At 64.6% G+C, this 12,210-nt stretch carries 10 protein-coding genes; 5 read left to right on the plus strand and 5 right to left on the minus strand.

Going from position 1 to position 12,210, the window contains the following annotated elements; all coding sequences use genetic code 11:
* Window positions 1-10 precede the first annotated feature (10 nt).
* From ACWHXP_RS22035 to mgrA, 3 genes are all read left to right on the plus strand, one after another.
* On the plus strand, window positions 11-724 hold the full coding sequence (locus ACWHXP_RS22035) for a response regulator (RefSeq protein ID WP_034331706.1): 714 nt from the start codon (window positions 11-13) through the stop codon (window positions 722-724).
* A complete protein-coding gene (locus tag ACWHXP_RS22040) occupies window positions 708-2,258 on the plus strand; it encodes an ATP-binding protein (protein WP_489635833.1) in 1,551 nt (516 codons plus the stop codon). The genes ACWHXP_RS22035 and ACWHXP_RS22040 overlap by 17 nt, the downstream gene beginning before the upstream one ends.
* 174 nt (window positions 2,259-2,432) lie before the next feature.
* A complete protein-coding gene (gene mgrA / locus ACWHXP_RS22045) occupies window positions 2,433-3,467 on the plus strand; it encodes an L-glyceraldehyde 3-phosphate reductase (RefSeq protein ID WP_489635047.1) in 1,035 nt (344 codons plus the stop codon).
* 59 nt (window positions 3,468-3,526) lie between these two features.
* On the opposite strand, the gene ACWHXP_RS22050 is transcribed toward mgrA, so the two are convergent.
* From ACWHXP_RS22050 to ACWHXP_RS22070, 5 genes are all read right to left on the minus strand, one after another.
* Window positions 3,527-3,973, minus strand: coding sequence for a YbaN family protein (locus tag ACWHXP_RS22050; protein ID WP_134223816.1), 447 nt, complete (start codon window positions 3,971-3,973; stop codon window positions 3,527-3,529).
* Window positions 3,974-3,977: 4 nt separating this feature from the next.
* Window positions 3,978-4,571, minus strand: coding sequence for a biliverdin-producing heme oxygenase (locus ACWHXP_RS22055; protein WP_375163931.1), 594 nt, complete (start codon window positions 4,569-4,571; stop codon window positions 3,978-3,980).
* 240 nt (window positions 4,572-4,811) lie between these two features.
* The gene (locus ACWHXP_RS22060) at window positions 4,812-6,608 is read right to left on the minus strand and encodes a methyl-accepting chemotaxis protein (protein ID WP_489635046.1); all 1,797 of its coding nucleotides are present in this window, start codon (window positions 6,606-6,608) and stop codon (window positions 4,812-4,814) included.
* Between the two features lie 297 nt (window positions 6,609-6,905).
* Window positions 6,906-7,598 carry a GntR family transcriptional regulator gene (locus ACWHXP_RS22065; RefSeq protein WP_121041059.1) on the minus strand — a complete coding sequence of 231 codons (693 nt, stop codon included), beginning with the start codon at window positions 7,596-7,598 and terminating at the stop codon, window positions 6,906-6,908.
* A gap of 107 nt (window positions 7,599-7,705) precedes the next feature.
* Window positions 7,706-9,037: a C4-dicarboxylate transporter DctA gene (locus ACWHXP_RS22070; RefSeq protein ID WP_134223814.1), complete on the minus strand. Its 1,332-nt coding sequence runs from the start codon at window positions 9,035-9,037 to the stop codon at window positions 7,706-7,708.
* Between the two features lie 166 nt (window positions 9,038-9,203).
* Between ACWHXP_RS22070 and ACWHXP_RS22075 the strand changes: the two genes are divergently transcribed.
* Window positions 9,204-10,457: an allantoate amidohydrolase gene (locus ACWHXP_RS22075; protein WP_402705505.1), complete on the plus strand. Its 1,254-nt coding sequence runs from the start codon at window positions 9,204-9,206 to the stop codon at window positions 10,455-10,457.
* A 39-nt stretch (window positions 10,458-10,496) separates the two neighbouring features.
* The gene (locus ACWHXP_RS22080; protein WP_489635045.1) at window positions 10,497-12,125 is read left to right on the plus strand and encodes an HAL/PAL/TAL family ammonia-lyase; all 1,629 of its coding nucleotides are present in this window, start codon (window positions 10,497-10,499) and stop codon (window positions 12,123-12,125) included.
* The last annotated feature ends 85 nt before the right edge of the window (window positions 12,126-12,210 follow it).

Below are 12,210 nucleotides of genomic sequence, written 5' to 3' on the forward strand. Positions count from 1 at the left end.
GAGCAGCAACATGACGCGCAAGATATTGATCGTCGACGATGACCAGAAGACCCGCACCCTGTTGAAGGCCTATCTGGAAAAGAACCAGTACGAAGTGCGCCTGGCCCATGATGGCGCGGCCTTCCTGACCGAATTCCAGCGCTTTGCCGATGAGCTCTCGCTGGTGATCCTGGACGTGATGCTGCCGGACACCGACGGTTTTGCCCTGTGCAAGGCGGTGCGCCGCAAATCCAACGTGCCGGTCATCATGCTCACCGCCAGCTCGGATGAGACCGACCGCGTGGTCGGACTGGAACTGGGCGCGGACGACTACATCGCCAAGCCCTACAGCCCGCGCGAACTGCTGGCGCGCATCAAGGCCATCCACCGCCGCATCGGCATCGACAACAGTGCGGCCCCGCGCTACTACCGCTTCGCCGGCTTCTCGCTCGACACGGTGGAACGCACCCTCACCGACAGCGCCGGCGAAGTCGTGCCGCTGACCGGCATGGATTATCAATTGCTGAAGTATTTCGTCGAACATCCGGGCGACGTGCTCGATCGCAACGTGCTCTGTGAAGAAACCCGCGGACGCGATGCCGGTCCGCTGGACCGCTCGCTGGATGTGCAGATCAGCAAGCTGCGCCTGCGCTTGAACGATGGCGGCCGCCAGCCGCACCTGATCAAGACCGTGCGCGGTGCCGGCTATGTCTTCTCGGCCGACGTCAGTGCCGCAGCAGCCTGAGAGCCTGGCGGCGGAGACGGCAGCGCTGGCTGTGCCCGCTGCCGCCGCGCGCCCCCCCAGCCTGCGCCGTCGCCTGGCTGCGCTGCTGGACTGGATGCTGCCGGATTCGCTGCTGGGCCGCCTGTCGGTGGTGATGATCTTTGGTGTGCTGGTCACGCAGGTGGCCGGTGGCCTGATCTGGGCCGTGCAGCTGCGCAGCAAGTCCGAGGCCGAGACTCGCACCGCCGCCCAGCACCTGGCCCACAGCGCCGCTTCGGCGATCCGCTACTTCATGACACTGCCGCCCAACTACCGTCCGCTGATGATCCAGCAGCTGCGCGAGATGGGTGGCACGCGCTTCTTCATCAATGCCAACAGCAGCGCGGTACCGGTCAAATCGATCGGCGACAGCCGCCTGGCCAAGCTGGCCATCGATGTCGCCGCCCAGACCCTGCGCGAAGACCTGCCCTTCCTGCCGGAAGCGCGGCTGGCCTTCGCCTGGCCGGATGGCCTGCCGGTAGCCAGCGATGGCCTCACCGTCAACGACCTGCCCGACAACTGGGTGCAGCACATCCTGCTGACCAAGCCCAACTCGGCCCCGGTGCTGGTGATCCAGATGCAGGTGGAAAGCGGCCGCTGGATTTACCTGGCCGCGCTCATGCCCAACCCGTATTTCCTCGACAGTGACAATCCGCTGTGGCTGGACCGCCTGGTGCTGCAGGGTCTGTCACTGGCCGCGATCCTGCTGCTGACCATCCTCGTGGTGCGCTGGACCACCCGTCCGCTGGCTGCGCTGGCCGATGCCGCCGAAGCCTTTGGCAAGGGCGAGACCGTGCCCAGCCTGCCCGAGACCGGCAGCCGCGAATACGTCAAGACCGCGCGCGCCTTCTCCGGCATGCGCGAGCGCATCAAGCGCTATCTGGAAGACCGCGAGCGCCTGTTCGTCTCCATCTCGCATGACCTGCGCACGCCCATCACACGCCTCAAGCTGCGCACCGAACTGATGGATGACGACGCCATGCGCACCGATTTCCATGATGATCTCGATGAGCTGGACATGATGGTCAAGGGCGCGCTGCAATCGGTGAAGGACAGCGACATCCACGAGAACCGCACCGAGGTGCGCCTCGATGCGCTGGTGCTGCGCATGATCCGCGATGCCCGCCTGGCCGGCCACAAGATCGCCTTCACGCCCTCCGGCATCAACGTCATGGCCAAGCCGCTGGCACTGAAGCGCGCCATCGGCAACCTGTTCGACAATGCCCTGTATTACGGCCAGAAGGTCGAGATCAGCATCCGGCCCTCGGCCGGTGTCGGTGGCGACCTGGTCGAAATCGAGATTCGCGACCACGGCCCCGGCGTGCCGGAAGATGCCATGGGTACGCTGTTCCAGCCCTACGTGCGGCTGGAACACGGACGCGCGCAGAACAGCGGCGGCATGGGCCTGGGTCTGGGCATCTCGCGCAACATCGTGCAGGCCCATGGTGGCGAACTGCTCTTGCGCAATCATCCGGAGGGCGGCCTGATCGCCACCATCATCCTGCCGGCGCGCTGACGATCCGTCGGGAACGGGCCTGGCGATTCATCTGTCAGACAGATCAATCGCATCAAAATTTTGCATTTAATGAATAAGTGAGAGAAGCGTAGACTTCAGCACACCACCCAGGAAGTGGCAGTTCAGGCAGTTCCCCCTCGATTCTTCCCGCAGAACATTTCTCCAAGGAGACCCATGAGCTATATCGCCGAATCCTCCCGCTACGATGGCCGCATGCCCTACCGCCGTACCGGCCGCAGCGGCCTGCTGCTGCCTGCCGTCTCGCTGGGCCTGTGGCAGAACTTCGGTGGCGTCGACAACTTCGAAACCGGCCGCGCCGTGTTGCGCCGCGCCTTCGACCGTGGCGTCACCCACTTCGATCTGGCCAACAACTACGGTCCCCCGGCCGGTTCCGCCGAGGAAAACTTCGGCCGCTGGATGGCCAAGGATTTCCTGCCCTACCGTGATGAGCTGGTCATCTCCAGCAAGGCCGGCTGGCAGATGTGGTCCGGTCCTTACGGCGGTCCCAGCGGTGCGCGCAAGCACCTCATCGCCAGCTGCGAACAGAGCTTGAAGCGCATGGGCCTGGACTACGTCGACATCTTCTATTCGCACCGCGTCGATGCCGACACGCCGCTGGAAGAGACCATGGGCGCGCTGGCCCAGCTGCATCGCCAGGGCAAGGCGCTCTACGTGGGCATCTCGTCCTATTCGCCCGAGCTGACCCGCAAGGCAGCGGCCATCCTCAAGAGCGAAGGCGTGCCACTCTTGATCCACCAGCCCAACTATTCCATGCTCAACCGCACGATTGAAAGCGGCCTGCTGCCGGCGCTGGAAGAACTGGGCGTGGGCTGCATCGGCTTCTCGCCGCTGGCGCAAGGCCTGCTGACCAGCAAGTACCTGGGCGGCGTGCCGGAAGGCGCCCGCGTGACGCGTGCGCCGTCGCTGCCGCAGCGCATGCTGTCGGAGGACAACCTGGCGCGCATCCGTGCCCTGAACGACATCGCCGCCAAGCGCGGCCAGACCCTGGCGCAGATGGCCATCGCCTGGGTGCTGCGCGATGCGCGCGTCACGTCTGCACTGATCGGTGCGCGCACCGTCGAGCAGCTCGACGATTCGCTGGATGCGGTCAAGAAGCTGGACTTCACGCAGGAGGAACTGGCCAGCATCGACAAGCATGCGACTGATGGCGATGTGGATCTGTGGAAGGTGTCGTCGTCGATCACGTGACGCCGATTGGCACGTGCATCAACGAAGAGCCTGTCCCGTTTGCGCGGGACAGGCTTTTTTCATGAGCGCTCGCCGGGCTCGGCGTCTTCCGCGCGTTCCGGGCGCGACCACATCCAGGCCGCACCCAGGGCCATGCCCAGCGTGGCCAGCACGATCACCCAATGACGCTTGACGGTGAAGAGCATGATGACCAGGCACAGGCTCATCATGAGGGAAGCGCTGATCTTGGCGCGCCGCGCCACCACGCGGCCGTGGCGCCAGTTGTGGATCATCGGGCCGAACAGGCGATGCTGTTCCAGCCAGCGCTGTAGGCGCGGTGAACCCTTGCCGGCGGCCCAGGCGGAGAGCAGCACGAATTCGGTGGTCGGAATGCCGGGTATGAAGATGGCCACGATGCCGACACCGAGGCTGGCATAGGCCAGCAGCAGCCACAGCCAGCGCGTGCGGCGCGGGGCCAGCTGGCTGGAGGGCAGCGGCAGGGGCGGTTGGGACGGACTGTCCGCCATGGCCTCAGTCCAGCGCGAAGTGCCGTTTCAACAGCACGCCAAAACGTTCGAAGGCCGCAGCGGCACCGGCCACCACCGCATCCTGTTCCTGCGCCGAGAGGCCGGGCGCATCGAGGAAACTGACGAAGCGGCGCCAGACCACCGCCCGTCCTTCCGGGTAGGCCGCCAGGTTGCGCGCGCCAAAGCTTTCGCTCAGGCCCAGCTTGTCCTTGACCTCCTTGAGCAGGAAGGCCGCACCCAGCGTCGAGCCTTCGGAGACGTAGAGCCAGCCCAGGGCTTCAGGCATGGCCACGTTGCCGGTGGCGATGACGGCCTCACCGGGCGCGGCCTCCAGGTCGGCCAAGTCGGCCAGCGCAGCGGCCTCGCGGCCGCGCACCTGCAGGTCAGGCACGGCGGCCTGGATGGCCGGATCGTCGAAGAGATGTTCGACATCGCGCTGGAAGTGATACTGCGCCGCCACGAAGCGCACGTACTGCGCGCGGCTGGCGAAGGGTTGCGCCTGTTCCATCAGGGCATGCATCTGCTCGTGCAGCGTGGCCGTTTCATTCTTGAGACGGGCCGAGAGCAGGGCGGGAGCGGTAGAGAGAGGATTCATCATGGTCGGGACGGGTCATCATGTTGCCGCCCGGGAGATCCGGCGGGCTCATCATGTTGCATGTCGATGGCCCTGGGGCGGCGCGGCTGGCAGACCCGGCCTGCGGGAGGACGGAAGAGGCTGACTGCGTCGGCCATTTTAACGCAAACGGCCGGACCCGCTTGCGCGCGGGGCCGGCCGTGGGGTGTGTCAGCGCTTTCGTCATTCTGACGAGGTCGGCACGTCAGAGTGACGAGACTTGCACTACATCTTGAAGCCGCCGACCAGCACCGACAGCCTGTGCGCCTCATCCTGCAAGGACTTGGCAGCGGCTGCCGCCTGTTCGACCAGCGCTGCATTCTGTTGCGTGCCTTCGTCGATATGCGTGATGGCCAGGTTCACTTCCTGGATGCCGCCATTCTGTTCGCTGCTGGCATGGGCGATTTCGCTGACGATCACGCTGACGTCACGGATGCTGGCCACGATCTGTTCCATGGTCTGCCCGGCCTGGGCCACCAGCACGCCGCCATCGGCCACCTTGGAGACCGAGTTGTCGATGAGCTGCTTGATCTCCTTGGCGGCCTGGGCGCTGCGCTGGGCCAGCGAACGCACTTCGGAAGCCACCACCGCGAAGCCGCGTCCCTGCTCACCGGCGCGGGCCGCTTCCACGGCGGCGTTCAGGGCCAGGATGTTGGTCTGGAAGGCGATGCCGTCGATCACCGTGATGATGTCGGCGATCTGGCGCGAGGAGGCATTGATGGCTTCCATGGTCGAGACCACGTTGCCGACCACTTCACCGCCCTGTGCAGCGATCCGGGAAGCATTGCCGGCCAGTTCGTTGGCGCGGCGCGCGCTTTCCGAGTTCTGCTGCACGGTCGAGGTCAGCTGCTCCATGGCCGAGGCGGTTTCTTCCAGTGCACCGGCCTGCTGCTCGGTACGGGCCGACAGGTCCTGGTTGCCGCTGGCGATCTCGGTGGAAGAAATCTTGACGGTATCGCTGCTGCGGCGTACGTCCTGCAGGATGCCGGTGATCTGGTTGACGAACTGGTTGAAGGAGCGCGAGATCTGCGTCAGTTCATCCTTGCCGTCTTCGTCCAGGCGCAGGGTCAGGTCGCCGTTGCCGGAAGACAGGCTGTCCATGGCCCGGCGCACGCGCGAGAGGCGCTGGAACACCGCCGTGGTGATCACGCTCATGATGCCCGCTGCCACCAGTGCCACCAGCACCAGCGCGATCAGCGCCGAGCGCGTGGCATTGCGCATGCCGGCGGTGACGTCGGCCTTGTCCATGGCCAGCATCAGGGTCCATTCGGTGCCTTTGATGGGGATGCCCTTGATGAGCTTGGCCGCGCCATCCAGTGGCAGCGCGCTGACCTTGTCATCGGCCGCCAGGCTCTGCAGGCGTTCCGGGGTCAGCTCGGCATTCCACTCCTTGGCCGGCTTGTTGACCCACTGGCCATCCGGGTGCGCCAGCATCAGGCCGTCACGGTCCACCAGGAAGGCGTAGCTGGCCGGGGTCGGGTGGATGGCGCGCACCACTTCGGAGACGCCATCGAGGAACATGGCGGCCGCCACCACGCCCACGCGCTGGCCGTTCTGCATCACCGGTGCGGTGAAGGAGACCATCGGCTTCTTGGTGGCGACGTCGGTGTAGGGCTTGGTCAGCACCGGCTTGCCGGCCGCCACCGCCTGCTTGTACCAAGGGCGGGCGGTCGGATCATAGCCGGCCGGCAAGCCTTCGGCAGCCGAGGTGAAGGCGGTCTTGTCCTCGCGGCCGAGGGTGGTGACGTAGAAGCCGCCGCTCTTCTGCAGCAGCTTGATGACGAACACCGGATCGGCCCCCTGCACGCCTTCGGCGGCGGCTACCGTCATGGCGGTGCGGGCCGCCACCCATTCATTGATGGTGGAACCGAAACCGGTGGCCACGGCCTGGGCGTTGCGCTCGATGGCGCGGTCGTTGTCGGTCTGGATGATGAAGAAGGACACCGTCCCGACCACCGCCAGGCTGACGACCAGCAGGGCGATCGTATAGAACAGGATGCGGGCTTTGATGGAGTTGAGCATGTGGAATCCCTGAAATCATTATTTTGGTGAACCAGGCCCTGTTCAATCGTGACGGACGGCATCCGGACCGGTGCATGAGTGTGGACCCCGCTGCCGTGGTGGTAACCGTGGAATACAGCGGGATTTCACCGTCTGATGCGGGCTTGCCCGAGACTTGGGCGGTTCCGGGCCGATGTGAAGAAAACTTAGTCGGAGTACGGTAAGACCGTCCGCTATCCCTTGCAGCAGGCGGACTGACATGAATGGAAATGAATTTTTACTAAGTTTTTCAACCCCGTTCAGCGCTGGCTGACGAATTCATGACAAGAGTTCGCGCAGCAGATCCTTGCGCGGGCCGGACTTGGGTTCAAAGGCCAGTGCCTGTTCCACATGCAGCAGGTGGTGTTCCATCAGTTCGACGGCCTTCTCGACATCGCCCGCCCGCGCCGCCGCGATGAAGGCGCCATGTTCCTCGCTGGAGCAGGCGGCATCGCGTGTGGACTGGTAGAGCATGGTGATGAGGGCGCTGCGGCCGGCCAGCTTTTCCAGGATGTCGGTCAGCACGTCGTTGCCGACGATGCGCGCCAGCAGGATGTGGAAGTCGCTCAGCAGGGAAGAGCGTACCTGCATGTTGTCATCCTTGACGGCCTGGCGTTCCTGTTCCAGGTGCGCTTCCAGCCGGGCGTAATCCGCTTCGGTGGCGCAGGCCACGAACTGGCGCACCATGGCCGCTTCCAGCGCCCGGCGCACGAAGAACAGGTTGCGCGTCTCCTCCACCGTGGGTTTGCTGACGAAGGCCCCCTTGTCGGGGATCAGGTCCACCAGCTTGTCCTTGGCCAGCATCACCAGCGCCGCGCGGATCTTGGTGCGGCTGACCTGGTACACCCGCGCCAAGGCTTCTTCGGGCAGCTTGGCACCGGGCGGCAGGCGCTGCGCGGCGATATTGGCCGCGATGTCGCTGGCGATGGCGTCGGAGCTGTCGGGTGCGGGGGCAGGGGCGGAAGCGGTCATGGCTGGGGGGGACGAGTGGCTGGGAAGGCCGCCCTGCGGCGGCGCTCCATTGTAACCAGTGCAACGATGGCCAGCCAATTCCGCTTCCCCTGCGTCCATCGGCGGGCTCAGGCCCGGGCCGGGTTGCCGGCCACGCCCGGCAGGTCGATGACGGGCAGTTCCTCGGCCAGCGGCGTCACGTATTCGCCATTGAGCACGGCGCGGGCACGTTGCTTGTCGATATCCTTTTCCCAGCTGGCGATGACGACGGTGGCCACGCAATTGCCCAGCAGGTTGCCCAGCGCACGGGCGATGCCGATGAACCAGTCGATGGACAGCACCAGCACCAGGCCCACGACCGGGATGGCCGGGATGGTGGTCAGCGTGGCTGCCAGGATGACGATGGCCGAGCCGGGCACGCCATGTGCGCCCTTGGAGGTCACCAGGGCAATGGCCAGGATCGCCGCCAGGTCACCCCAGGACAGGTGCGTGTTGGTGGCCTGGGCGATGAACAGCGCGGCCATGGTCAGGTAGATCGAGAAGGCATCCAGGTTGAAGGAATAGCCGGTCGGGATCACCAGGCCGACGGTGGACTTCTTGATGCCCATGTGTTCCAGCTTCCTCATGATCTGCGGCAACACGCTGTCCGAGGAGGTGGTGGCCAGCACCACCACCAGCTCTTCGCGCAGGTAGCGGATCAGCTTGAAGATGGACAGCCCGCTGGCGCGCAGGATGCCGCCCAGCACCACCAGCACGAAGAAGATCACCGCGCCGTAGAACAGCAGCACCAGCAGTGCCAGCTGCTTCAGAGAGCCGATGCCGTACTTCCCGACCGTGAAGGCAATCGCCCCCAGCACGCCCAGCGGTGCCAGGCGGATGAAGAAGGACATGCACTTGAAGAAGGCATCCGACAGCGACGACACCAGCGCCACCACCGGTGCGCCCTTGTCACCGATCAGCAGCAGCGCACACCCGAAGGTCACCGAGATCAGCAGCACCTGCAGCACATCGCCGGAGGTGAAGGCGCTCACGGCGGTGGCCGGGATCAGCTTCATGATGAAGTCGGCAAAACCGGTCTCCTTGACCTTGCCGGCATTGGCCATGTAGCCCGACAGGCTGCTGGCATCCAGGTTGCTGGGATCGATGTTCATGCCCGCGCCGGGGTGGACCACCAGCGCCAGCACCAGGCCCAGCAGCAGGGCGATGGTGGTGACGACTTCGAAATAGATGATGGCCTTGACGCCCACGCTGCCGACCTTCTTCAGGTCGCTGGCACCGCAGATGCCTTGCACCACCACGCAGAAGACGATCACCGGAATGATCATCTTGATCAGCTTGATGAAGCCGTCGCCCAGCGGTTTGAGGCTCTGGCCGAAGTCCGGCCACAGCAGGCCGATGACGATGCCGGCCACCAGCGCCAGCACCACCTGCCCGAACAGGGACTTGAATACTTTGCTCACCGTTGTCTCCTTGACTTGTTTTATTGAAATGTTGCCAACGCAGGTGATCTTTTTTGTCGCGGTGGCGCGAGATCACTATATTGCATACAATTTTTGAATACAATAAAAAACACGAAAATTTTCGAGTCCCGCTCCATCCCGGAGCCGGTCGAGCAGAGGAGACGCGATGAACGCCATGGACCTGTCCAGCCAGCAGGCCGGCCAGCAAGCGATGCAGTGGGCCGAGCTGCTGGCGCAGCACAGTGAAGCCCCAGGCATGCTGACCCGGACCTATCTCACCCCCACGCACCAGGCCGCCGCCGCCGAGCTGACGCGCTGGATGGAGCAATCCGGCCTGCGCGTGCGGCGCGACAACGCCGGCAACGTGATCGGCCGCTACGAGGCTGCGCCCGGACATGAGCATCGTCCGGCGCTGGTGACCGGTTCGCACTTCGATACCGTGCGCAATGCCGGCAAGTACGACGGCAACCTGGGCATCGTGCTGCCGCTGGCCTGCATTGCCCAATGGCATCGTGCGGGCAAGCGTTTTGCGTTTCCCATCGAGGTGATCGGATTTGCCGAGGAAGAGGGTGTGCGCTTCAAGGCCACCCTGCTGGGCAGCCGCACCGTGGCCGGCACCTTCGACCAGGCCGTGCTGGAGAACGTCGATGGCGAGGGCATCAGCATGCGCCAGGCGATCCGGGCTGCCGGACTGGATCCGGCCGGGATTGCAGGGGATGCGTGGTCGCCCGCTTCCGTGGCGGCGTTTGTGGAGGTGCACATCGAACAGGGCCCGCTGTTGCTCAACGAGGGTTTGCCGGTGGGCGTAGTTACCGCGATTTCGGGGGCCAGCCGCTTCATGGCCGAGGTGCGCGGCTTGGCCGGGCATGCCGGTACGGTGCCCATGCATTTGCGTCGCGATGCGGCGATGGCAGCAGCCGAGATCGGGCTTTACATCGAACGGCGCTGCGGCATCAAGCCGGGGCTGGTGGGCACCATGGGCATCCTGGAGGTGGTGCAGGGCGCGGCCAATGTGGTGCCGGGGCTGGCCAGTTTTTCCATCGACATCCGCGCCGAGGAGGATGCGGACCGTCTGGCGGCGGTAGCCGACGTGCGCGCCGAGATCGAGCGCATTGCCGCGCGGCGCCAGGTCGGCATCGATTTGCGCCAGACCCATGAGGCGGCCAGCGTGCCCTGCGCGCCGCGCCTGCAGGCGGCCTTGGCGCGAGCCATCGAGACGGCCGGCTGGCCGGTGCGCCACCTGCCTTCCGGGGCCGGGCACGATGCCATGGCCATGGCACCGCTGGGCGAGGTGGCCATGCTGTTCGTGCGCTGTGGCAACGGCGGCATCAGCCATCACCCCGACGAAACCATGAGCACCGAGGACGCCTGCATCGCTGCGCAGGTCTTCAGCCATCTGGTCGAACAATTCCAGCCCTGAGTGCGCTCAGGCTTTCCAATGAAGGATTACGGAGTCTCCATGTCCACCATCACCATCGACGGATTCAACCTCACCGCTGCGCAAGTCGTCAGCGTGGCCCGCGCACCTCACCTGAAAGTGGCGCTGGCCGAGTCTTCGCGAACGGCCCTCAAGCAAAGCCGCGACTACATCGAAAGCACCTGGATGCACGATGAAGCACCCATGATGTACAGCTTCAATACCGGCGTCGGTTTGCTCAAGGACACGCGCATCAAGGTCGAGCATATCGAGCTGTTCCAGACCCAGCTGATTCGTGCGCACAGCGCGGGTATCGGCGAGCCGTTCTCGGAAGAAGTCAGCCGCGCCACCATGCTGCTGCGGGCCAATGCGTTTGCATCGAATTATTCCGCGCCGCGCGTGGAAGTGGTGGATCGCCTGCTGGCCTTCATCAATGCCGGTATCCATCCGATCATGCCGCAGAAGGGATCGGTCGGCGCTTCCGGCGATCTCGCGCCACTGGCTTACCTGGCGGCGGCCATTGCCGGGTTTGATGAAGCCGAAGTGATGTATCAGGGCCAGCGCATGCGCGCCACCCAAGCCATCGAGCAGGCCGGGATAGGTTCGGTCAAATTTGATCTTAAGGCCAAGGATGCCTCGGCCCTCATCAATGGCTGCACCGCTTCGCTGGCCGTCGCCATCCTCGCCGCGCACGATGCGCGCCATCTGCTGACCGATGCCTGCCTGTCGCTCGGGCTGACGCTGGAAGCGATGCGGGCCGAGATGTCGGCCTTCGATCCGCGTATCCAGCAGGCGCGTCCGCATGCGGGCCAGATCAAGACGGCAGAAGTCATCCGCACGCTGCTCCAGGGCTCCACCCGTACCACGCATGAAGCGCGCGCCGAGCAATTGCCCGATGAATTGCGCCGCACCGATATCCCCTACACCGCGCGCATCCAGGATGTGTACTCGCTGCGTTGCGCACCGCAAGTGTATGGTCCGGTATTCGATGCACTCGACTACATCGATACCATCATCGAGAAAGAGACCAACTCCGCTACCGACAATCCGCTGATCTTCAACAAGGAAGACGGCGAAGGTTTCGAAATCATTTCCGGCGGCAACTTCCACGGCCAGTATCTGGCGCAGGCGATGGACTTGCTGGCCATGGCCATCACCGACTTGGGCAGTATCTGCGAACGCCGCATCGCGCGCCTGATCGATCCGACCCTGTCGTGGGGATTGCCGCGCAACCTGATGAGCGGCGTGCGCGGCGTCAATACCGGCTATCCGGTGGTGCAGTGTTCCATGAGTTCGCTGGTGATGGAAAACCGCACCCTGTGCATGCCCGGCAGCGTCGACAGCATCCCTTCCAAGGGCAACAGCGAGGATCACATCTCCAACTCGACCTGGTGCGCCCGCAAGGCGATGACGGTGGTGCAGAACACGCAATACATCGTCGGCGTGGAAATGTTGCTGGCGGCGCAGGCGCTGACCATGACCGAGGACTTGCTCAAGGACTTCAAGCTGGGACAGGGTACGCAGGTGGCCTATGACGAGATCCGCCGCCAGATTCCTGCGTGTCTGGATGGCGATCGCTGGTTCCACGACGACGTGCAGGCCGCGCATGGCTTCGTGGTCAGCGGGTCGGTGCGGGAGGCGGTGATCGCGGCCATCGGGACGTTCGTGTGAAGTAAATGCGAGCCGAGCCATGAGAATTTGATCCCGCAGGCTCAAGTCTGACAAAAAGCTGACGTTCAAGAAGATTGAACGGCAG

Source organism: Herbaspirillum sp. Her2, from assembly GCF_057961375.1.

Coding starts and splice junctions, on each gene's coding strand:
- ACWHXP_RS22035 (WP_034331706.1), top strand. CDS start 11: ATGACGCGCAAGATATTGATCGTCGACGATGACCAGAAGACCCGCACC.
- mgrA (WP_489635047.1), top strand. CDS start 2,433: ATGAGCTATATCGCCGAATCCTCCCGCTACGATGGCCGCATGCCCTAC.
- ACWHXP_RS22050 (WP_134223816.1), bottom strand. CDS start 3,973: ATGGCGGACAGTCCGTCCCAACCGCCCCTGCCGCTGCCCTCCAGCCAG.
- ACWHXP_RS22055 (WP_375163931.1), bottom strand. CDS start 4,571: ATGATGAATCCTCTCTCTACCGCTCCCGCCCTGCTCTCGGCCCGTCTC.
- ACWHXP_RS22060 (WP_489635046.1), bottom strand. CDS start 6,608: ATGCTCAACTCCATCAAAGCCCGCATCCTGTTCTATACGATCGCCCTG.
- ACWHXP_RS22065 (WP_121041059.1), bottom strand. CDS start 7,598: ATGACCGCTTCCGCCCCTGCCCCCGCACCCGACAGCTCCGACGCCATC.
- ACWHXP_RS22075 (WP_402705505.1), top strand. CDS start 9,204: ATGAACGCCATGGACCTGTCCAGCCAGCAGGCCGGCCAGCAAGCGATG.
- ACWHXP_RS22080 (WP_489635045.1), top strand. CDS start 10,497: ATGTCCACCATCACCATCGACGGATTCAACCTCACCGCTGCGCAAGTC.